Below are 21,419 nucleotides of genomic sequence, written 5' to 3'. Positions count from 1 at the left end.
AAGCTACTCTAAGCCCGGCGCGCAGCCTAGCAACATTTCCGCAAACGATTACGGAAGCTTTCGGGCCGGGCAGGCCCCAGGCCGGGCGCCGCCAAGCCCCCCGCACCGCCGGGCTTTCCCGACCGCGCCCTAGTTTTGGCATCTATGAGCAACGTAGTACCGGGCCTGCGGGTCTACAAGTTTGGCGGCGCCTCGGTGAAGGACGCGGCCGGCATCCTCAACGTCTGCCGCATCGTGCAGGAAACGGCCCTAGGGCAGCCACTGCTCATTGTGGTGTCGGCGATGGGCAAGACGACCAATGCGCTGGAGGAGATTTTCGACTTGGCCTGGCGGGGGGAGGATTACGCGGAGCCGTTGAAGGTACTGGAAGATACCCATCGGAGTATAGCGTCTAGTTTAGGGCTAACTACAGAATCGACCGGCTGGTTTTACTTCGATAAGCTGCTTCTGCAGCTTGGGCAACGTCTGCAGAAAATAAAATCTAGTAGCGAGGAATACGACGAACAGTATGACCAAATAATCAGCTTTGGCGAAATGTTAGCTTCACAATTGCTTACTCATACACTTGGTGTGCAGTCATGCAATTGCCAGCAGGTTATACAAACAGATACCACTTGGCGCGAAGGAAAAGTAGACTGGCAAAAGACACAAGTCAATTCGTACAGCTGGCTCGCACCACTCTTAAAAGAAGGAGTTGTGGTAACGCAAGGATTCTTAGGCGGCACTAGTTACGGCGTTCCTAAAACTCAGAATTCAACCGAAACTGTTTACAGGGAACGCACCACCACCCTAGGGCGCGAGGGCTCCGACTACTCGGCCGCCATTTTTGCCTACTGCCTGGGGGCCGAGAGCGTGACGATTTGGAAAGACGTGCCGGGGCTGCTTAACGCCGACCCGCGCATCTTTGCCGACACCGTGCTGTACTCCGAAATCAGCTACCAGGAGACGATTGAGATGGCCTACTACGGGGCCAGCGTCATTCACCCCAAGACCTTGCAGCCGCTGGCCGAGCGCGGCATTCCGCTCTACGTCAAGTCGTTTCTAGACCCTAGGGCGCCCGGTACGCTCATCCACGACTGCCGGCACCCGGCGCTGGCCCCGGCCTACATCCGCAAGGGTGGGCAGTGCCTGCTGTCATTTCAGAGCAAGGATTTCGCCTTTATTTCGGAAGAAAACCTGGCGGTGATTTTTGGCGCCCTGGCTCAGGCGCGGCTGAAGCTTAACGTGATGCAGAACTCGGCCATCAGCTTTTCGGTGGCTACCGACTACCACGAAGCGCGGGTGCAGCAGTTGCTGGCGCTGCTGCAGGGGCAGTTTACCATTCACTACAACGCGGGGCTCACGCTGTTCACCATCAAGCACTACGACCAGGCCAGCATCGAGCGCCTCACGGCCGGGCGCCCGCTGCTGCTGGAGCAGCGCACCCGCAGCACCTTCCAGTTTTTGGTGCGCGAATAACCGGGCGGGCGTTTTTGGAGTATGAGGGACAGGCGGCGCGGGAAAGATTTCCCGCAGAAGACGCAGTGTTTTCGCAGAGGACGCAGAGCGCTAGTGGCTTCACTCATAATTTATAACTCATAATTCATAATTTAAAAAATGCCCGTACTCGTTGGTAAGCGCGCCCCCTCCTTTAGGGCCGCGGCCGTTATCGGCACCCAGGTAGAGGAAGAATTTTCGCTTGACCGCTACCTCGGCAAGCGCTACGTACTGTTTTTCTTCTGGCCCTCTGATTTTTCGAGCGTTTGCCCCACCGAGCTGCTGGCGTTTCAGGCCAAGCTGGCCGAGTTTGAGGAGCGTGGCGTGGCCGTAGTAGGCTGCAGCACCGACTCGGTTAACGTGCATAAGGCCTGGCTGCGCACTCCGCGCAGCGAGGGCGGCATTGAGGGCGTCACTTACCCGCTGGTAGCCGATAGTACCATGACCATCTCGGCCAATTACGACGTGCTGGCTGGCCACTTCGACTACAGCGAAACTGGCGAAATGGTCTTTATTGGTGCGCCGGTGGCCTACCGGGGCTTGTTTCTGATTGACCGCGATGGCATTGTGCGTCACCAACTGGTGAACGACCGCCCCCTGGGCCGCCGCATTTCCGACGCGCTGCGCATGGTAGATGCCCTGCGCCACTTGGAGGAGCACGGCGAAACCTGCCCCGCCGACTGGGAAGCCGACGGCTAAGCCAGGGGCAGCCAGACGGTCATGCTCGGCTGGCTTATTCCTTAACTTTGTAGCCGCGCCGGGCCTGATGCCGGGCGCGGCTTTCTTTTTTGCAGTTTCTGTATTCAACCGGCCTAGGGCTGTATGCAAGTGCCGTGCGGCTGGCCGCGCCGTTTAATGCCAAGGCGGCGGCCTGGGTGGCGGGGCGGCAGGGGCTGCTGCCGCGCATCGAGGCCGCGCTGGCCGCCGAGCCCGCCCCGCGCCTCTGGATGCACTGCGCCTCGCTGGGCGAGTTTGAGCAGGGCCGGCCGCTGCTGGAGGGGCTGCGGCGGCAGTACCCCGGCCACAAAATCGTGCTCACCTTCTTCTCACCCTCGGGCTACGAAGTGCGCAAAAACTGGCCGGGCGCCGACTACGTGTTTTACTTGCCGCTCGACACGGCCGCCAACGCGGCCGCGTTTGTGCGCCTGGTGCGGCCTAGCCTGGCCGTGTTCGTGAAGTACGAGTTTTGGTACTACTACCTGCGCGAGTTGCGGCAGCAAGGCGTGCCGGCCGTGGTGGTGGCGGCTATTTTTCGGCCCAGCCAAGTGTTTTTCAAGCCCTGGGGCGGCTTTTTTCGGCAGATTTTACGCGAGCTGCACCACATTTTTACGCAGGATGAGGCCTCGGCGCAGCTACTGCGCGGCCTGGGCCTGGCGCGCGTGACGGTGGCCGGCGACACCCGCTTCGACACGGTGGCGGCGACGGCTTCGGCCCCCCCTAGGGCCCTGCCGCTGGTCGAAGCCTTCGTGGCCGATGGGGCGCCGCTGCTGATAGCCGGCAGCACCTGGCCCGAAGACCTGCCCGCCCTGGCCCCGCTGCTGCGCAAGCACGCCCGCGGCCTGCGCTACCTCGTGGCTCCGCACGAAATCAGCGAAGCGCATTTGCAGCAAGTAGAGGCTGCCCTGCCAGGCCTCACGGTGCGCTACTCGCGGGCCACGCCCGCCACCGTGGCCGAGGCCCGCCTGCTGCTCATCGACAACGTGGGGCTGCTGAGCCAGCTTTACCGCTTCGGGCGCTTTGCCTACGTGGGCGGCGCCTTTGGGGCGGGGCTGCACAATACGCTGGAAGCCGCGGCCTTTGGGCTGCCGGTGTTTTTTGGGCCGCGCTACGAGCGGTTTCAGGAGGCGGTGGAGCTAGTGGCGCTGCACTGCGCCTTCCCGGTGCAGTCGGCCCAGCAGCTTGAGGCGGCCTTCGACCGGCTGTACTACAATGAGGAAGCCCGCCTGAAGGTGCAGGACACCAGCCTCGACTACGTGCACAGCCACGCGGGCGCCACGGGCCGCATCCTGAAGGAGTTAGCAATCAGCGCTTGCTGAGCGTCAGCCTGATGCTCTTTTTTAATTCGTAACGTTCCTCTTGCATGACTGGCACCGTCGTTAAATCTACCGGCTCGTGGTACGTGGTGCGCGAGGCCGGCACCGGCCAGCTGCACCGCTGCCGGCTGCGGGGCAAGTTCAAAAACCAGGGCCTGAAGGTGAGCAACCCGCTGGCCGTGGGCGACGTGGTGGCGTTTGAGGTGCCCGAGCAGTCGGAGGGCGCGGGGGTGATTCACGCCATAGAGCCGCGCCGCAACTACATCATCCGGCGCTCAGTGCACAAGAGCGAGCACGCCCACATCGTGGCTGCCAACCTCGACCAGGCGCTGCTGGTGGTTACGCTGGTGTCGCCGGCTACCTCGTTCGGGTTTATCGACCGCTTCCTGGTCACGGCCGAGGCGTACCACATTCCGGCCAGACTGATTTTTAACAAAGCCGACCTCTACGACGCGGACACCCTGGACTACCAGGCGCAGGTAGCCGACATGTACGCCAGCCTAGGGTACCCGAGCGTGCTGTGCTCGGCCGAAACGGGCGCCGACGTGGCGGCCGTGGCCTCGCTGCTGCCCAATAAGGTATCGCTGCTGTCAGGCCATTCGGGTGTGGGCAAAAGCACGCTCATCAACGAGCTGGTGCCGGACCTGGACCTGAAAACGGCCGAAATTAGCGCTTTTTCCGATAAGGGCAAGCACACCACCACCTTCGCCGAAATGCTGGAGGTAGTGCCCGGCACCTACCTTATCGACACGCCCGGCATCAAGGAGCTGGGGCTGGTGGACGTGCCGCCCGCCGAGCTGGCCGGCTACTTCCCCGAGATGCGCGCCCTGCTGGGGCAGTGCCGCTACCACAACTGCCAGCACGTGCACGAGCCCGGCTGCGCCGTGCGCGAGGCCGTGGACCAGGGCAAGCTGGCCGTACCGCGCTACGAGAGCTACCTCAGCATGCTCGCCGACGAGGACAACCGGCATTAGGCCCTAGGGGTACTACGCAACAAAAAAGGCGGTCATGCTGAGCCTGCCGAAGCATCTCTACCGCGCCGTATTATTCGGTAGAGATGCTTCGGCAAGCTCAGCATGACCGCCTTTTTTGTTGCGTAGTACCCCTACTTGACTTAATACGTGAACACCTTGCCGCCTACCATCACTTCCTGGGTTTTCTCATCAAACGTGGCCTTGAGGCCAGTGTGGGCGGCGGCCGTAGTCATGATATTGGCGATGGAGTGGCTGTAGCCGGCCTCGACGGGCGCGTGGGGCTGCTGGCGGCTGCGCACGCACTCCATCCAGTTGCGCACGTGGTTGGAGGTGAGCACGTCGCCGCCGGTATTGGCCGAGGCGACCACGGCTTCGGCGCTGGCCAGGTTGAACTCGGGCAGCAGGTTGGGCGGCAGGTGCATGGCCTCGGCGTGCTGCTTGGTGAGGCCGCCGGTGGGCGATACGCGGTTGGTAATCAGGTTCAGCTCGCCGCCGTTGGAGTAGTAGATTTCGGCCGGGTGCTCGTCGCCGTTGTGCATGCGCGAGGCGAACGTGACTTGGAAGCCGCTGCTGGGGTCTTGCAGCGGGCCGTAGTCAAACACCGCCGTCAGCGTATCCCAGTTGCGGCGGCCATCCTTCCACATGTAAATGCCGCCGTTGGCCACCACGCTGCGCGGGTGCGGCAGGCCCGTAAACCAGTGCACGGTGTCAATTTGGTGGCTCATCCACTGGCCCGGCAGGCCCGACGAGTAGGGCCAGAACAGGCGGTACTCCAGGTACTTGCGCGGGTCGTAGGCTTCAAAGGGGCGGTTCAGCAGGTAACGCTTCCAGTCCACGTCAGCCTCGCGCAGCTGGGCTACCAGCTCGGGCCGGCGCCAGCGGCCGGGCTGGTTCACGTTCCAGGTCAGCTCTACCATTGTGATGGGGCCAAACTTACCCGACTTGATGAACTGCTCGGCGGCCAGGTAATTGGCCCCGCTGCGGCGCTGCGAGCCGATTTGCACAATCTGCTTCGAGTTTTTAACGGCCTTGAGGGCGGCGCGATTGTCGGCCATCGTTTCGGCAAACGGCTTCTCGACGTAGGCATCGCAGCCAGCCTGCACGGCCTCGATGGCATGCAGCGCGTGCTGAAAATCGGCGGTGCCGATGAACACGGCGTCCACGCTTTTGCTGGCATACAGCTCGTCGTTGTTGCGGTAGGCGGCTACGGGGTGGCCGAGCTTCTCCTGCCACAGGGCGGCGCCCTCGGCGCGGCGCTTGCTCCAGATGTCGGACACGCCCACCACGTCGAAATTCAGCGCCTTGTAATGCTGCAAAAAGCAGGGCATGTGCGAGTTGCGGTGCCGGTCCGAAAACCCGACCACGCCCACCCGCACCCGGTCGTTGGCCCCGATAATGCGCTTGTAGCTGCTGGCCGACCAGGCCAGGCGCGGTAGCAGAGCCGCGGCGCCCCCTAGGGCCACTTGCTGAAGAAACTGACGACGAGGCTGCGACATGGCTAGGATGAGATGGGTGGGATATAGTAGCTAGAGTTTAAAAGCAACCAGTTGAACGTCATGCTGAGCTTGCCGAAGCATCTCTCCCGCGTAACTAACTCCAATCGTTAGAATTACTTACGCAGGAGAGATGCTTCGACAAGCTCAGCATGACGGTCTTTTTTAGATTCAGTTTTACTTCAGCTCTTTGAGCTTGATGCTGCGAAACGACACGCGATTGCCGTGGTCTTGCAGCAAGAGGTGGCCAGCCTTGGCCTCGCCGAAATTGGGCCAGACGTGGTACTTGCTCTGGGCTACCAGCTCCCGAAATTCTGGGGAGCCGCGCTCGTACTCCAGCACCTTGGTGCCGTTGAGGTAGTGCTCCACGTGGTTGTTAGGGTACACCACCACGCGGCCTACGTTCCACTCGCCGATGGGGTGCACGAAGCGCGGCGGCTTGTTAGCGGTTTTCAGGTCGTAGAGCGAGGCCAGGGTGCGGTCGCCGTCGCGGCCCAGCTTGGCGTCGGGGTGCAGGGCATCGTCGAGCACCTGGTATTCGAGGCCGATGGCCGAGGCGTCGGTTTTTTCGGCCAGCGTCACGAAGTACTTCACGCCGCTGTTGGCGCCCGGCGTCAGCTTAAACTCGAACGATAAGTCGAACGCGCCGTACTCGGCCTGGGTCACGATGTCGCCGCCGTTGGCCGCTTCCTTGCCCTCGGAAGGCAGCACGGTGAGCGTGCCGTCGGCTATTTCCCAGCCATGGGCGGGGAAGGTGGGGCCTTTGGCGCTACGCCAGCCCGCCGGGCTTTTCCCATCGAAGAGCAGCTGCCAGCCGTGCTGCTTTTCGTAGGCATTCAGGTAGTTAGGCACGAAGTTGACTACGTAGATATCGGCTGGGAACGCGCTGGGCGTGAGGCCGGTGGTCTTGATGCGGATGTTCTTGAAATATACCTTGTGGCCGGCCTGGGCGGCCTCGCTCACGGCGTGCACCTGCAGGCCGATGAAGCCCCTAGGGTCTACGGGGTCCACCACGTAGGCCACGGGCACGCCGTTCACCCAGGTCTTCATTTCGTTGCCCAGGCACTCCACCTTTATATGGTTGTACTCGCCCACCTTGAACGCCGTTTTGGCCTGCGGGTGCAAGTCTAGCGGGTAGAGCCACTGGCGGCGGGCCTCGTCGTAGATGCCGCCCGACCAGCTCCGGGCCGAGGGGTCAATCTCGACCTGGCGGCCGTAGACCTTGCCCGGCGCCGCGGCCCCGCCGAAGTGGCTGCGCGTTTGCACGCCCGAATTATTGGTGGGGTCGTCAATCTTGGCGTCCAGCTCCAGCACGTAGTCGCCGTACTCCTTTTCCGTCACCAAAAAGGTATTGCCCGAATTGGCTACGGTCGTACCCACGATGGCGCCGTTTTCCACCTTATAGGTGGCCGTGCCCCCTAGGCGCTTCCAGCCGGTCAGGGTCTTGCCATCAAACAGGTTTTGCCAGGTGCCGGCCGGCGGCGTAGCGGCGGTAGCAAGCAGCGGGGCGGCCAGGCAGGCGGCCAGCCAAGCAGTGCGAAGGAGTGGCATGGGCGGGAAAAGGCGAGTGGGTTACAAAAGCTTGGTGCGCTAAAAGTAACATACAGCCCCCAGGCAGTTGCATTTTTAGCATCTTTTGCCTGCGCGTGCTCGTTAGGCGGGCATGAACATTTCTTTTCTGGGCCTGGGCAGCATGGGGGCTGCCATGGCTACTAACCTGCTCAAAGCCGGCTTTCCGCTCACCGTCTACAACCGCACCGCCGCCAAAGCCGAGCCCCTGCGCCAGCTGGGCGCCACCGTGGCGGCCAGCCCCGCCGAGGCCGTGCGCACGGCCGACCTCGTTTTCACGATGGTAACCAACGACCAGGCGCTGGAAGAAATTACGACCGGCCCCGACGGTATACTCAGCACGCTGCCCCTAGGGGCCATTCATGCTTCGTGCAGCACCGTAGCGCCCGATACCAACCGCCGCCTGGCCGAGGCGCACCGGGCGCACGGCTCATTTCTGGTGGCTTCGCCCGTGTTTGGCAAGCCCGATGTGGCGGCGGCGGGCAAGCTGTGGGTGGGCAGCTCGGGCGCCACGGCCGAGGTGCGCGCGCAGCTCACGCCCGCGCAGGCGGCCATCGGCCAGGGCATCCACGACTTTGGCGACGACCCCGGCGCGGCCAGCGTAGCCAAGCTGTGCGGCAATTTCCTGCTCGGCACCGTCATCGAAGGGATGGCCGAGGCGCTGACCCTGGCCGAGAAATGCGGCCTCGACCGCGTGGGCTTCTACGAGATGCTGACCAGCACGCTCTTCAACAACCCCATTTACAAAAGCTACGGCAAGCTCATTGCCGAGCAGCACTACCAGCCGGTGGGCGCGCCGCCCGCCATCATCCGCAAGGATATGAACCTGGTGGTGCAGGAAGCTTATAAAAACGACATGCCCATGCCCTTCGCCAATATCATCCGCGACCGCCTCACCGCGACCGTGGCCCTAGGCGAGCCCGACGTAGACTGGGCCAGCTTCGCCCAGCGCGTGTCGGACGACGCGGGCCTCGCAGGAAAATAGATGCCTGGCAACCACTAAAAAACGTCAGGCTGAGTTGGTGAAGCAACTCAGCCTGACGTTCAGTATTACGCTACTGGCTTACTTGGCCGGCAGGGGCAGAATAACGGTATCGATAACGTGGGTGACGCCATTGCTGGAAATCACGTCGGGAATTTGCACGGTGGCGGGGGCGTCCTTGCCGTTGCCAATCATCACCTTGCCGTCCTTGATGGACACGTGCAACTTCTCGCCGTTCACGGTCGTGATTTCCTGGCCATCCTTGAGGTCGGCGGCCACCAGGCGGCCCGGAATGACGTGGTAGGTAAGCACGCCCTTAAGCTTGGCCACGTTGGAGGGAGCTTGCAGCTCGGTTAGGGCAGCCTTGGGCAGCTTGGCGAAAGCGGCGTTGGTGGGGGCAAATACGGTAAAGGGACCGGGGCCCGACAAGGTTTCTACTAAGCCAGCGCTTTTCACCAGCGTTACTAGGGTGCTCACGCTTTTGGCGCCCATTGCGTTTTGCACAATGTTTTTATCGGCCGTCATAGCCACGCCGTCCACCATTACGCCGCCGGGCTTAGCCATGCGGGCCGAGTCGCCGGCCATAGCGGCTACCGAGTCGGCCGGGTTGGCGGTGCTGGGCGTAGTAGTGGTAGTTTCGGCGGTGTTGTCGCTGCCGCCGCAACTGGCGAGGCTGGCCGACAAAGCCAAGGCCGCAGCGAAGGAAAGAAGGTGTTTGGACATAAAGGGAGAAAAACCGAAAATGGTACGCCCCCTGTACGCAGCAACGGCTAGGCGGGGTTGCTGAACCCCTAGCACGGGCCGCGCCGTACCTTACCCTAGGCCCGGTCGCGGGCTCCATTTTCCCACCAAGCTGTTTTTATGAAAACTGCCGAAATCCACACCCCCAAGGGGGTTATGAAAGTTGAGTTCTACGAAGAGGACGCCCCCAATACCGTTAAGAACTTCACCGACCTGGCCAGCAAAGGCTTCTACGACGGCACGAAGTTTCACCGCGTCATCCCGAATTTCATGATTCAGGGCGGCGACCCCAACACCAAGCCCGGCGCCAAGGGGATGCCCGGCACCGGCGGCCCCGGCTACAAGATTAAGTGCGAAACCAGCGGCGGCCACCAGCACCACGAGCGCGGCGTGCTCAGCATGGCCCACGCCGGCAAAGACACCGGCGGCTCGCAGTTTTTCATCGTGCACGACCGCCAGAACACCGCCCACCTTGACCGCGTGCACACCGTGTTCGGCAAAGTGGTGGATGGCCTGGACGTAATCGACCAGATTCGCGGCAACGACGAGATTACCAAGATAGTAGTGCACGACGACGCAGCCTAGGCCCGCCGCCGTGCCAGCAGCTAGCTGCCTGGCTACCAGCACTGGTAACCCAAAGTGACCGGAAAATTCCGGTCACTTTTTTTGTGCTTTTCAGTCGGGCGCCGCCGCGCCCCGTATAGCTGGGCAGTTCCCTGCTACCTATTTAGTAGCGTTTTTGTAGTTGGCGCCGACTAGTAGGCCTAGGGCCGGCCGCTTCGCCAAAACCCCTCTATTGACATGAGATACTCGTTAAGATTCGTTACGCTGCTGGCCGCAGCTAGCTGCTCGCTGGGTAGCTGCTCGGTTTTCCGCTCCGACGTCAACTCGCCCAATCCTATTATTGCTGAGCAGGCCCGCCGCGTGCAAGACTTGGAAAACCAGCGCAACTCGCAGGAAGCCGTAGTGAACAGCGAGAAGGCCAAATTAAAAGCCATTGATTACCAGATTAAAAGCGCTAAGCAGGAGCTAAAAGCCCGTAAGCAGCAAGTGAAAACCGGCTATTGAGCCCTAGGGTACTAAGCAGCAAAAAGCCCCGCGCACCGATTGGTGCGCGGGGCTTTTTGCTGCTTAGTACCCTAGGGCCTAGCGACGGCGGCGGGGCTTCTCGTCCTCGTCGTCGTCATCATCCTCGCCGAAGCTGGGCATAGTAAACATGCTGGCCAGCAAGTCCTTGAACTGCGCGCCGCCGGTGAGCTTATTACGCGAGATGAGGCTGTATTCGGCCAAGCCGTAGAGCAGGAATTCCATCAGGAAGTACGTGGTATCGGCGTCTTCCTTGGGGTGCAGCTCCTTCACGATGTCGCGCAGACCGGGCACCTTGTCGAGGGCGGCGCGGTAGTCGTTTACGTGGCCGTCGTGCAGCAAATCCAGGGTGTTGCCGCTGCCAAACCAGTCCTGCACCGCCTTGTAGGGGTTGGGGCGGCCCTTGAGCTTCTTAGCCTTGTCGGGGTCGGGGAAGTAGTTGAGGAACTGCGTGCGCATGGCCTTGCCCATGAGCTTCTCGGCCACAATGCCCGCGCCCTCCTGCTCGCCCTCGTACACCAGCTCGACCTTGCCCGTAATGGCGGGCACAGCGGCCACGAAGTCGGCCACGCGCACGTAGGTGCGCTTCTCGCCGTTAATCAGCGCCCGGCGCTCGGCGGCGGCCACCACCTGCTCGTAGGCCGAGATGGTGAGGCGGGCCGACACGCCCGACTTAGCATCCACAAACTCCGAGCCGCGGGCCTCGATGGCAATCTGCTCCACCAAGTCGTGCACGATTTCGTTGCTCGTCACCATCCCTTTCTGCTCTTCCCGAATGCGCGCTTCCTGCTTGGTAATGCGCTTGCCAATCTCAATTGACTTCGGGTAGTGCGTGATGATTTGGGCGTCGATGCGGTCCTTGAGCGGCGTCACGATGCTACCACGATTGGTGTAGTCCTCGGGGTTGGCTGTGAACACGAACTGAATATCGAGCGGCAGCCGCACCTTGAAGCCGCGAATCTGAATATCGCCTTCCTGCAAGATATTGAACAGCGACACCTGAATGCGGGCCTGCAAGTCGGGCAGCTCGTTGATGACGAAGATGCCGCGGTGGGCCCTCGGAATCAGGCCGAAGTGGATAACCCGCTCGTCGCTGTAGGGCAGCTTGAGGGTGGCGGCCTTGATGGGGTCGGCGTCGCCGATGAGGTCGGCCACGGTCACGTCGGGCGTGGCCAGCTTCTCGGTGTAGCGGTCGTCGCGGCCCAGCCAGGTGATAGGCGTATCGTCACCGCGCTCGTCAATGAGGTTTTTGGCGTAAATCGAGAGCGGCTGCAGTGGGTCGTCGTTCAGCTCCGAGCCTTTCACTACCGGCACGAAGGGGTCGAGCAGGTTGATGAGCAGGCGGGCGATGCGGGTTTTGGCCTGCCCGCGCAAGCCCAGCAAATTGATGTGGTGCCCGGCCAAGATGGCGCGCTGCAGCTCCGGAATCACCGTTTCCTCGTAGCCGTAGATGCCCGGAAAAACGTCTTCTTTGTTTTTAAGTTTTTGAATGAGGTTGTCCCGCAATTCCTCTTTCACGGAGCGGGGTTGATAGCCGCTGGCGCGCAATTGGCCCAGGGTGCGGATAGCGTCGTGTTTCATCAGGTAGTAAACTCCCACGGGCGCCTTGAGGTTCAGCCGCTCCCGGCCAAGATTTTACCCTGGGGCCTGGCCGCCGCCCTAGGGGCCGCCAGCCGGGCCAGCGGCTGGCCCACGGCGCCCCGCCTACTGCGGTAGCGACAGCAGGTAGCCAATCGTAAAATTGGCGTCCCAGTCAAATATAAACTTCTTGCAGCCAGTAGCTTGCGCAACTGCCTTATAAATAACTACCCCCGCCTTGCCCTTGGCGCTCTCAAACTGGTATTCATCCGGCGGGCTGAGGACGGTGTAGCGCTCTTTGCCCTTGCGCACCTGCTTGGCCATCTCAAACGGCACGCCGCCCATAATAAAGCAGGTTTGCGACACGCTAATGGGCACCTGCTCGGCCTGGTGCTTGGCATCGAGCGCCACCACGTCGTCGGCCACGCCGTGCTCGTAGTATTTCGAGCCGTAGGTATCTACCGACTGCGTTTTGCCTGCCTGCTGCCACGAAATCTCGGTGCCGCCCGAGCCGATATCCACCACGAAGGCCCGGTCGCCAAACAGCGGCGGCAGGGCCACGTTCAGGCCCAGGGCCGCTTCCTTGGCCGGCGTCATGGTGTTCACCACGTAGTGCATGTGCGCCAGCTGCGCCACAATGCGGTGGGTAGCCAGCACCTTCAGGGCGCCCGAGCTTACCACGAAGTGAATGTCGCGGCCGGCCACGCCGTAGTCCAGCATCTTGGTAATGTAGGCGCGCAGCCCCCGCCGAATATCCTCGTCGGAAGCCATGTTCTCCATTATCAGGCTGTTGTCATACTCCGCTTTTTGCAGCTGCCAGTTGTGAAGCGCATCGGTGCGCACAATAAACGAGTTGAATCCGCTGGCTCCCAGCTCCACCACCCCGCGCAGCTTGCCGCCTACCGGCTTCAGGGGCACGTAGTTGAATACCTGCTCGGGGTGGAGCGCGGCGCTAGCTTTCGCGGGGTGGGCGGTATCGGCCGCGGGCTCCTCCACCAGGGTGGTAGTGGGCTTCGCGGCTTTACTGCTGACTATTTTCAGGGTCATGCCCATTATCGCCAGCACTAGCACCCCCAGTAGGATGCGGGTAAAAGTAGAGTTTTTCATAGACTAAAAAAGGAGGGTGAGGAAGGGGCTTTTTCGAAGCGACGGGCCTAGGAGCACGCACCGCGCGCCGGGTAGCACGCAGCTCAACCAACCGGGGCAGCGCGCACCTGGCCGGAATAAGAGGCCTTACTAGCACGCAATCAAGGCTCTAGGTGCAATATTTTTTTTGAGATGAGGAGTAAAACACGTAAAAACGCCTGAATATAAAGCTATTTTTTCACCTTTAATTGCAAGCAAAAATTAGTTTATCTGCTCCATGAAACCGACTTTACGTTGGCTGGGCATTGCCTTAGGTTTTGGCCTGCTGCTACTGGCTGGGTTCGCTGTTTTCGTGGCTGCCCGCGGCGTTCCGCACTACGCTGTGCCCGTAGTGGCCGCGCCAACCCTAACCAACACGCCGGCCCAGGTGGAGCTAGGTGAGCATCTGGTGCGCGCCAGCTGCGCCGAATGCCACCTCAACAAGCAAACCAACCGCCTCAGCGGGCACCAGCTGCTCGACACGCCCACCGAGTTTGGCGCGCTCTACTCGTCCAACATCACGCAAAGCCAGCAGCACGGCATTGGGGCCTGGACCGATGCGGAAATAGCGGTGCTGCTGCGCACCGGAGTGGGGCGCGATGGGCGCTACCGGCTTATCATGCCCCACTACACCTACCTATCCGACGACGACCTGGCGGCCATCCTGACCTTTTTGCACTCCGACCGCCCGTGGGTGCGGGCCGACCCTACCCCTAGCCGCGCGCAGCAACCCTCGTTTCTGCTAAAGGCACTCACTAATACCGTGATGAAACCCACGCCGCTGCTCGCCAGCACTGCGCGGCCTGTGGCGGCTAGCAGCCCGGTAGCCTATGGCCGCTACCTGGTGGTAGGCCGCTACCTCTGCTACGAGTGCCACTCCAAGGACTTCAAAAGCAACAACGCGCTAGAGCCGGAAAAATCGGCGGGCTACCTGGGCGGCGGCAACCTGCTGCTTGACCAGCAGGGCCAGCCCATCCGCTCGGCCAATATCACCGGCACCGGCATTGGTGGCTGGTCGCCGGCCCAGCTGGCGGCCACGCTGCGCTTCGGGCAGGGCCCGCACGGCCCCGTGCGCTACCCCATGCCTAAGTACTCGGCCATGACCGACGCGGAAGTACAAGCCATCTACGCCTACCTGCAGTCGGTGCCGAGGCTGCCCGCCGTTAAGTAAGCCCTAGGGCCTAACGGGCCGCCAAGGCCTGGGCAATCATTTTTACGGCTGGCAAGCCGTCGGAGGGGCGCGGGGCGTTGCCGCTCCACACGCGGCTCCGGCGGTCGAGCAGCACGTAGGTCGGGAAGCCGTCGATGTGGTAGGCCCGGGTGGCGTAGCGCCCTTCGGGGTCGAGCAGGTGCACGCTGGTGGGCCCGGCCAATCCGTGCTGCTCAATGCTGCGCTTCCAGTCGTCCACGTTGGTTTCGGTGGAAATGTAAGCGAATACCACCTCCTGCCCCGCAAACTGCTGCTTCAGCTTGGCCGCCGCGGGGGCTTCGGCCAGGCAGGGCTTGCAGCCAGCAAACCAAAAATCCAGGTACATTACTTTGCCCCGCAAGTCACTCAGGGCCACCGCCTGGCCGCTGGTATTTATCAGTCGGAAGGCAGGGGCTGCCATACCCTTGGCCAACGGCACTACCGGCGACCCAGTAGCTGGCCTGGGCCGCCCGCCCGGCGCCAACGAAATAGGTTGAGCCCCGCCAGTGAGCACCGCCCCTAGCAACAAAAGGATGGATAGGAAGTAGCGCATAGCAGAGCAGCAATAAGAAAGCCCCCGAAAGTACGTACTTCCGGGGACTCCATGCGTAGCAACGCGGGGCACGCCGCCTGTTTAGCTACAGCGACTTGCGGCGGTTCTTCTTGTAGTCTTCAAACACCAGCTGCCCTAGGCCCTTCAGGCCCGAGTAATAGGCCTTGCCTTGGTTGACTTCCGTAAACTCCTCCACAAACTTCTGCAAATACGGGTCGGAGGTAATCATGAAGGTGGTAATCGGGATTTTGATGCGGCGGGCGGCGGCGGCCAGGTTCAGCGTCTTGTTCACCACCTTGCGGTCGAGCCCAAACGAGTTCTTGTAGTAGCCGCCGGGCTCCTTGAGGCACGTAGGCTTGCCATCGGTAATCATAAAGATTTGCTTGTTAGGCGTTTTGCGCTTGCGCAGCAAATCCATCGCCAGTTCCAGCCCGGCCACCGTGTTGGTGTGGTAGGGGCCCACTTGCAGGTAAGGCAGGTCCTTCACCTCAATCTGCCAGGCGTCGTTGCCAAATACAATCACGTCGAGCGAATCCTTGGGGTACTTCTGCTTCACCAGCTCGGCCAGGGCCATAGCTACCTTTTTGGCAGGCGTGATGCGGTCCTCGCCGTAGAGTATCATGGAGTGCGAGATGTCAATCATCAGTACCGTGCTGGTCTGTGACTTGTGCTCATTCTCGCGCACTTCCAGGTCGCCCTCGGTCAGCATGAAGTTATCGCCGTCCATGCCGTGATTTAGCTGCGCATTGCGGATAGATTCGGTCATCTGAATCTGCTCCAGCGAGTCGCCGAAGCGAAACTCGCGCAGGTCGGTACTTTGCTCGTCGCCCTGCCCGGTGTGGGGCGTGCGATGGTTGCCGGTGTTGCCGCGCTTGAGCTTGCCAAACACCTCTTCCAGCGCATTCTTGCGAATCTTCTGCTCGGTTTTGGGAGTGATTTTCAGTTCACCCCGCTCCTGCTCGTTCTCATCGATGTAGCCCTTTTTCTTCAGGTCCTCGATGAAATTGCCCATTCCGTAGTCGTCATTGGTGAGGCCGTACTGCTTATCTAGCTCATTGAGCCACTGCAGCGCCTCGCCCACATCGCCGCTCGTAATGGTAACGAGCTGCATAAAAAGCTTAAAGAGCTGCTCAAAGCCCTGCTCGCCCTGGTTTTCATCGGGCACAAAATCACGAAAGCGAACGCCAATAGCCATAGTTTCCTCAAGGTACGTAGTGGCTAGGAAAACAAGGCGCGGCGCGGCAATGTTCAATTAAGCAGCCTAGCCCAGCGCGGCGGCCCATCAGCAACCGCGCCGCGCCAAACTAGCCTGTTGCTACTCAGCCATTACGTAACCGGGCCCTAGGACCTTATTTTTTTATGAAAGCCATTTGGAATAATACCGTCGTAGCCGAAAGCAACGACACGGTAGTGGTCGAGAACAACCACTACTTCCCCGCCGACGCCCTCAAGCAAGAGTATTTTGAGGACAGCATTGCCCACACTACCTGTCCCTGGAAGGGCCAGGCTAGCTACTACTCGCTGCGCGTGAACGGCGACTTGAACAAGGATGCTGCCTGGTACTACCCCAGCCCCAAGCCGGCCGCCGACAATATTAAAGGCCGGGTAGCCTTCTGGAAAGGCGTGAAGATTGAGCAGTAGCCGGCTTCAGCTACCAGCGTGTTACTAGCAGTTTCGGCCCTAGGGTCCCGCGCATCGCAACGGGCAACAAACGAAAAAGCCGCCTCCTAAGCAGAGAAGCGGCTTTTTGTATAAACTACCCCTAGGGCTAGCTAATCCACTTGAACTGGTACTCGAGTTTGGGCACGGGCATGCGGTCGCTCACGCGGCGCAGGCGGGCGGGCAGGTTCATCACGTAGTCCTGGGCTTTTTGGGCGGCGGGGGTCAGGCCGGTGCGGCTGGCTATCTTCCACTCGTCGAGCAGCGTATCCAAGATGTCGGTGTAGTCTTGGCTGGTGTAGACGCCGATGCGCTGGGCGGCGTCGGTGAAGTGGCCGAAGGTTTTGCCCATGTCCACCCCCAGCTCGCGCATGTAGTGGGCGGGCATCACGATTTTTTTGCGCATCATATCCTCGAAAGCCAGCATCATCTCGCTGGGGTCGAGGTCGAAAATCATCGAGATAAACGTTTTGTAGGCCTTGGCGTGGCGGTTCTCGTCGCCGGCAATCATGCCGCAGATTTTCGAGAGCTGGTCGTCGCCGGCCTGGCGGGCCAGCTGGCCCACGCGGCGGTGCGACACATTAGTGGCCATTTCCTGGTAGCTCGTGTACACGAAGGCGCGGTACGGGTCGTGGGCGGTGCCCAGGTCAAAGCCGTCGTTGATGAGGTGCTGGGTCGAGGCCTCCATCTCGCGCATGTTGACGCGGCCGCAGAGGTAGAGGTAGCGGTTGAGCAAGTCGCCGTGACGGTTTTCCTCGGCCGTCCAGCCCCGTATCCACTTGGCCCAGCCGTTGTCGCGGTCGCGCTTTAGGTTGTCCAGCTCATGAAACCAAGCCTCATAGTTAGGCAGGGCTTCTTCGGTGATGGTATCGCCGATGAGCACGGCCAGCAGGTCGTAGCTCAGGCCGTTGGCTTTTTCGCGCAACTCCTTCACCTCGGCGAAGAAGGTATCGCGGCGCGAATCGGGCAAGAAATCGCCGGGTTGCCAGCTGTCCTCAACGGGTTTCAGAAAGGTATAGATGTTATCCTTTAGATACCCTTCGAGTTGTTCGAGAACGTGGCCACGGGAAATAAGTAGTTCGTCGGAGATAAGCATAGTAGAGTAAGCGGCAGATGAGCGGCAGCTGAAAGAACGCGCGAAGGTCTGTTTTTAGTTGAGTTTTTTGGGTACAGGATTAAGGCATTTTAAGAAGAAAAGCCCAACGGCTACGCCAACAAGTGCGCGGCCGGGACTAATTTTCCCCGCCTTATCCTACCCTCATGCTCAAGTTTACCGCGGCCGCGCTCCTGGCCCTGGCGGCCCTAGCTGCCTGCCAGTCGTCGCCCACTTCGTCGCAGTCGACTAGCGCGCCCGCAGCGGCGGCACCTAGCCCCGGTGCTCTCTACAACGAGCCATACCGGCCGCAATTTCACTTTTCGCCGCCCAAAAACTGGATGAACGACCCCAACGGGCTGGTGTACGAAAACGGCACGTACCACCTGTTTTTTCAGCAAAACCCCACCGCCAACGTGGCCGGCAACCTGCACTGGGGCCACGCCACCAGCCCCGACCTGGTGCACTGGCAGCCACAGCCCACGGCCCTGGCGCCCGATAGCCTAGGATTGGTTTTTTCGGGCTCGGCGGTGCTCGACTCGGCCAATACCAGCGGCCTGGGGCGGCCCGGCCAGCCCGCCCCGCTGGTGGCGCTGTACACGGCCCACAGCACCGAAAAGGAGAAGGCCAACCGCCAGGACGTGGAAAGCCAGTGCCTGGCCTACAGCCTCGACCACGGCCAGACCTGGACGAAGTACGCCCATAACCCGGTGCTGAAAAACCAGGGCAGCCGCGACTTCCGCGACCCCAAGGTGAGCTGGCACCCCGCCCAGAAGCAGTGGGTAATGGCGCTGTCGGCCCACGACCACGTGGAGTTTTACGCCTCTAAGAACCTGACCAGCTGGGTGAAGCTCAGTGACTTTGGCCAAACCCTAGGGGCCCACGGCGGCGTGTGGGAGTGCCCCGACCTGGTGGCGGTGCCCGACTCGGCGGGCCTGCCGCACTGGGTGCTGATTGTGAACATGAACCCCGGCGGGCCCAACGGCGGCTCGGCCACGCAGTACTTCGTGGGCAAGTTTGATGGCAAGACGTTCAGTACCAGCCAGCCCGGCACGCGCTGGCTCGACTACGGCCCCGACAACTACGCGGGCGTGACCTGGGCCAACCTGCCGAAGGGCAGCCGCCCCACTTACATTGGCTGGATGAGCAACTGGGAATATGGCCAGCAGGTGCCCACCAGCCCCTGGCGCAGCGCCATGACCGTGCCGCGTACCCTCACGCTGCGCCCCGGCCCTAGGGCCAGCGAGCTGCTGCTTACCTCGCGCCCTGTGGAAGGGCTGGTGGGCCGCCTGGCCGAGGATTTCGTGAGCTTGCCCAACGTGCAGGTGCAGGGCCGCTACGACCTGGCCCGCCACCTCAAGCACCCCACCGGCCGCTACACGCTGCATTTCAACGTGCCGCGGGCCCAAACCTGGGCGGTGGAGCTGAGCAACGGTAAGAATGAGCGCGTGCTCATTGGCTACGACCACACCAAGAAGCAGTATTACTTCGACCGCAGCCAGTCGGGCAACGTCACGTTTGCGCCGGCCGATAAGGGCTTTACCCGGGTGGCCTACGCGCCCCGCCAGGCGCGCGGCAACGCGCAGGAAATCGGCCTGGTTATCGACGCGGCCTCGGTGGAGCTGTTTGCCGACGGCGGGCGTACCTGCCTGACGGGCATCTTCTTTCCCAGCCAGCCTTTTACCGGCCTGGCGCTGCAAGCGAAGGGCTTGCAGCTACCGGTGGTGGAGGTGATGGGCATGAAGTCGATTTGGGAGAAATAACCTGCCAGCCACCACCTACCTACTTTTCCACCAGCATTTACCCGTAGCATGAACTTGCGTTTTCTTTGGATAAGCTACTTGCTTACCTGCCTCTTTACCAGCCAGCTGGCCCTAGGGCGAGTAGCGCCGCCGCCCCTGCGCGTGGCTACCTACAACCTGCGCATGAACACGGCCAGCGATGGCCCCAATGCCTGGCCCAACCGCAAGGAGATGGTGAAGGACCTGGTGCGCTACCACCACTTCGACGTGTTTGGCACGCAGGAGGGCTTTCGGGACCAGCTCAACGACATTGCCGAGCTGCGCGACTACGCCTTCGTGGGGCGCGGGCGCGACGACGGGCGCGAGGCGGGCGAGCACTCGGCCATCTTCTACCGCAAAAGCCGCCTGCAGCTGCTCAAAACTAGCGACTTCTGGCTGAGCGAGACGCCCGACAAGCCGGGCAAGGGCTGGGACGCCACCTGCTGCAACCGCATCTGCACCTGGGCCCAGTTTAAAGACCTGGCAACCAAGCAGGAGTTCTATTTTTTCAGCGTGCACTTCGACCACCAAGGCGTGGTGGCCCGGCGCGAGTCGGGCAAGCTGATGGTGCGCAAGATTGCCGAAATCGCCGGTAGCGCGCCCGTTATCTGCACCGGCGACTTCAATTCGACGCCCGACACCGAGCAGATTAAAGCCATGCAAGGCCCGTTGCGCGACGCCCGCGCCAGCAGCACCACCCCGCCCTATGGCCCGGTGGGCACCTTCCAGGGTTTCGACCTGGCCGCGCCCCTAGCCGACCGCATCGACTACATCTTCGTGAGTCCCGGCAGCCAGGTACTAACCTACGGCGTGCTCACCGACTCGCTGCGCGGCCGCTACCCATCCGACCATTTCCCGGTGGTGGCCGACGTGGTGCTGCCTACCAAAACGCGCTAGCGCCGGCAAGGGGCCTAGGCCGGGTGAGCGGCGTAAAAGGCTTGGCGCACCCGGCGCAGGGTTTCTTCGGCCGCGGCGGCAGCGGGCGTTTCGGGCAGCGGCGAGGCGGCAAAGGCGGCCTCGACCCGCGCCACCAGCAGCTCGGCTTCGGCTACCAATTCGGCATACTCGAACTCGCCGCGTCGGATTTGAAGCAGGAACTCGCGGTTGGGGCGGCGCACCTGGAGCTGGCCGGTCAAGGCAATTTCCTCGGCCATTTGCAGCAAGCGAAAGACGTGCAGCATATTCTTGGCGTCGTAGTTTTTGCCGTGCTGCACGGTGTTGGCGTAGCGCTCCTGGTTGCGCTTCTCCACCCACTCCCAGTACTCGCGAAATACGCGGCAGTAGGAGCTGTAGCCGTTGCGGTTGAACGACAAGTACGCCACCGGCGCCTCCCCTTTCGGCACAGCCGAGAGCTGCACGTCCTGGCTGGTATCGGGGTCGCGCACCAGACCGCGGTACCCTAGGGCCTGGTTCGGCGTGCCATCCACAAACAGGGCGTAGAGGTCGGTGAGGTGCGGCACATTGGCCAGGCCGCACTGGGTGGCGCGCAGGCCCTGGCGGCCCAGCCACACCTCGGCCGGCTGCGCGCCGGCGCCCACCGTCACGTAGCAAAAGTCCAGCACCGACTTGCGGCCGGGCGGCTCGGGGTGGTTGATTTTCTTGTTCAGGCCCTTGGCCTTGCGGATTTGCGCCACCGCATACTCGGCAAAGCTTTGGCGGCAGAGCTTGGAGAGAAAGTCTGAGGGCCGAAACTGGTTGAACAGCGGGTGCTGGTAGACGATGCAGTCGGGCGACGTGCCGAGCAGCTCCAGCACGGTGGGATTGTTTTTGAGCAGCAGCTCCACGAAGCGGCGCAACTCGTAGAATACCTCGTCGTTGGTTTCGTTGGCCACTTGTGGCACGTAGCCGAGGCCAAAAAAGTCTTTTTCGGGCAGCACGAATACGCCCTTCAGGTCGGTATCGGAGTGCGGCAAGTTAGTGCCGTAGGCGCGGCTGCCGCTGATGGCTTCGAACAGAATCAGGCGCTGCTGGCGCAAGTCGGCAATGGTCATGGGCGCAAAGTAGCCCAGGCGCTGCGCCCCAAGCTACTTTCAGGCAAAATTCAGCTTTTACCCAGACTGTGGGCCGTGCTTTGCCAAAAAAACACC

General features: G+C 61.7%; 20 protein-coding genes. 11 read left to right on the top strand and 9 right to left on the bottom strand.

Annotation, left to right across the window (positions count from 1 at the left end; genetic code table 11):
* The first annotated feature begins 144 nt into the window (after positions 1-144).
* From HHL22_RS01860 to rsgA, 4 genes are all read left to right on the top strand, one after another.
* The gene (locus HHL22_RS01860; RefSeq protein ID WP_241737942.1) at positions 145-1,458 is read left to right on the top strand and encodes an aspartate kinase; all 1,314 of its coding nucleotides are present in this window, start codon (positions 145-147) and stop codon (positions 1,456-1,458) included.
* Positions 1,459-1,596: 138 nt separating this feature from the next.
* Positions 1,597-2,175 carry a peroxiredoxin gene (locus HHL22_RS01855; protein ID WP_169529267.1) on the top strand — a complete coding sequence of 193 codons (579 nt, stop codon included), beginning with the start codon at positions 1,597-1,599 and terminating at the stop codon, positions 2,173-2,175.
* Positions 2,176-2,264: 89 nt separating this feature from the next.
* Positions 2,265-3,512, top strand: coding sequence for a 3-deoxy-D-manno-octulosonic acid transferase (locus tag HHL22_RS01850; RefSeq protein ID WP_169529266.1), 1,248 nt, complete (start codon positions 2,265-2,267; stop codon positions 3,510-3,512).
* A 44-nt stretch (positions 3,513-3,556) separates the two neighbouring features.
* Entirely contained in the window at positions 3,557-4,483 is a 927-nt protein-coding gene (rsgA, locus tag HHL22_RS01845) for a ribosome small subunit-dependent GTPase A (protein WP_169529265.1), read from the top strand.
* A gap of 140 nt (positions 4,484-4,623) precedes the next feature.
* Here the strand turns inward: rsgA and HHL22_RS01840 are convergent, their stop codons facing one another.
* Positions 4,624-5,979 (bottom strand): Gfo/Idh/MocA family protein, encoded by a 1,356-nt coding sequence (locus HHL22_RS01840; RefSeq protein ID WP_169529264.1) that lies wholly within the window; start codon positions 5,977-5,979, stop codon positions 4,624-4,626.
* Between the two features lie 174 nt (positions 5,980-6,153).
* On the bottom strand, positions 6,154-7,527 hold the full coding sequence (locus HHL22_RS01835) for a 3-keto-disaccharide hydrolase (RefSeq protein WP_169529263.1): 1,374 nt from the start codon (positions 7,525-7,527) through the stop codon (positions 6,154-6,156).
* Between the two features lie 112 nt (positions 7,528-7,639).
* Between HHL22_RS01835 and HHL22_RS01830 the strand changes: the two genes are divergently transcribed.
* Positions 7,640-8,530, top strand: coding sequence for an NAD(P)-dependent oxidoreductase (locus HHL22_RS01830; RefSeq protein ID WP_169529262.1), 891 nt, complete (start codon positions 7,640-7,642; stop codon positions 8,528-8,530).
* A gap of 78 nt (positions 8,531-8,608) precedes the next feature.
* Here HHL22_RS01830 and HHL22_RS01825 read toward each other — a convergent pair whose 3' ends face one another.
* Positions 8,609-9,250 (bottom strand): fasciclin domain-containing protein, encoded by a 642-nt coding sequence (locus HHL22_RS01825; protein WP_169529261.1) that lies wholly within the window; start codon positions 9,248-9,250, stop codon positions 8,609-8,611.
* Between the two features lie 138 nt (positions 9,251-9,388).
* Between HHL22_RS01825 and HHL22_RS01820 the strand changes: the two genes are divergently transcribed.
* Positions 9,389-9,853 carry a peptidylprolyl isomerase gene (locus HHL22_RS01820; protein ID WP_169529260.1) on the top strand — a complete coding sequence of 155 codons (465 nt, stop codon included), beginning with the start codon at positions 9,389-9,391 and terminating at the stop codon, positions 9,851-9,853.
* A gap of 216 nt (positions 9,854-10,069) precedes the next feature.
* Positions 10,070-10,336 carry a hypothetical protein gene (locus HHL22_RS01815; RefSeq protein ID WP_169529259.1) on the top strand — a complete coding sequence of 89 codons (267 nt, stop codon included), beginning with the start codon at positions 10,070-10,072 and terminating at the stop codon, positions 10,334-10,336.
* Between the two features lie 78 nt (positions 10,337-10,414).
* Here the strand turns inward: HHL22_RS01815 and HHL22_RS01810 are convergent, their stop codons facing one another.
* Both HHL22_RS01810 and HHL22_RS01805 read right to left on the bottom strand, forming a co-directional pair.
* Entirely contained in the window at positions 10,415-11,935 is a 1,521-nt protein-coding gene (locus HHL22_RS01810; protein ID WP_169529258.1) for a sigma 54-interacting transcriptional regulator, read from the bottom strand.
* Between the two features lie 123 nt (positions 11,936-12,058).
* Positions 12,059-13,039, bottom strand: a complete 981-nt coding sequence (locus tag HHL22_RS01805) for a hypothetical protein (RefSeq protein ID WP_169529257.1) — start codon at positions 13,037-13,039, stop codon at positions 12,059-12,061.
* Between the two features lie 256 nt (positions 13,040-13,295).
* Here HHL22_RS01805 and HHL22_RS01800 point away from each other — a divergent pair, with 256 nt between their 5' ends.
* Positions 13,296-14,228 carry a c-type cytochrome gene (locus HHL22_RS01800; RefSeq protein WP_169529256.1) on the top strand — a complete coding sequence of 311 codons (933 nt, stop codon included), beginning with the start codon at positions 13,296-13,298 and terminating at the stop codon, positions 14,226-14,228.
* Positions 14,229-14,238: 10 nt separating this feature from the next.
* On the opposite strand, the gene HHL22_RS01795 is transcribed toward HHL22_RS01800, so the two are convergent.
* Positions 14,239-14,799: a TlpA family protein disulfide reductase gene (locus tag HHL22_RS01795; RefSeq protein WP_169529255.1), complete on the bottom strand. Its 561-nt coding sequence runs from the start codon at positions 14,797-14,799 to the stop codon at positions 14,239-14,241.
* A gap of 85 nt (positions 14,800-14,884) precedes the next feature.
* Entirely contained in the window at positions 14,885-15,994 is a 1,110-nt protein-coding gene (locus tag HHL22_RS01790; RefSeq protein ID WP_169529254.1) for a vWA domain-containing protein, read from the bottom strand.
* Between the two features lie 164 nt (positions 15,995-16,158).
* Between HHL22_RS01790 and HHL22_RS01785 the strand changes: the two genes are divergently transcribed.
* Positions 16,159-16,440, top strand: coding sequence for a DUF427 domain-containing protein (locus HHL22_RS01785; RefSeq protein ID WP_169529253.1), 282 nt, complete (start codon positions 16,159-16,161; stop codon positions 16,438-16,440).
* Positions 16,441-16,567: 127 nt separating this feature from the next.
* On the opposite strand, the gene HHL22_RS01780 is transcribed toward HHL22_RS01785, so the two are convergent.
* Positions 16,568-17,554, bottom strand: a complete 987-nt coding sequence (locus tag HHL22_RS01780) for an acyl-ACP desaturase (RefSeq protein ID WP_169529252.1) — start codon at positions 17,552-17,554, stop codon at positions 16,568-16,570.
* Between the two features lie 164 nt (positions 17,555-17,718).
* Between HHL22_RS01780 and HHL22_RS01775 the strand changes: the two genes are divergently transcribed.
* Both HHL22_RS01775 and HHL22_RS01770 read left to right on the top strand, forming a co-directional pair.
* On the top strand, positions 17,719-19,314 hold the full coding sequence (locus HHL22_RS01775; protein ID WP_169529251.1) for a glycoside hydrolase family 32 protein: 1,596 nt from the start codon (positions 17,719-17,721) through the stop codon (positions 19,312-19,314).
* 48 nt (positions 19,315-19,362) lie between these two features.
* Positions 19,363-20,229, top strand: coding sequence for an endonuclease/exonuclease/phosphatase family protein (locus HHL22_RS01770; RefSeq protein ID WP_169529250.1), 867 nt, complete (start codon positions 19,363-19,365; stop codon positions 20,227-20,229).
* Between the two features lie 14 nt (positions 20,230-20,243).
* Here HHL22_RS01770 and HHL22_RS01765 read toward each other — a convergent pair whose 3' ends face one another.
* Positions 20,244-21,323, bottom strand: a complete 1,080-nt coding sequence (locus HHL22_RS01765; protein ID WP_169529249.1) for a DNA polymerase beta superfamily protein — start codon at positions 21,321-21,323, stop codon at positions 20,244-20,246.
* Between the last annotated feature and the right edge of the window lie 96 nt (positions 21,324-21,419).

It is taken from the genome of Hymenobacter polaris (assembly GCF_012927305.1).
Lineage (GTDB): Bacteria > Bacteroidota > Bacteroidia > Cytophagales > Hymenobacteraceae > Hymenobacter > Hymenobacter polaris.
Note: the sequence above shows the minus strand (reverse complement) of the source record. Positions and strands in the feature narration are given on the sequence as shown.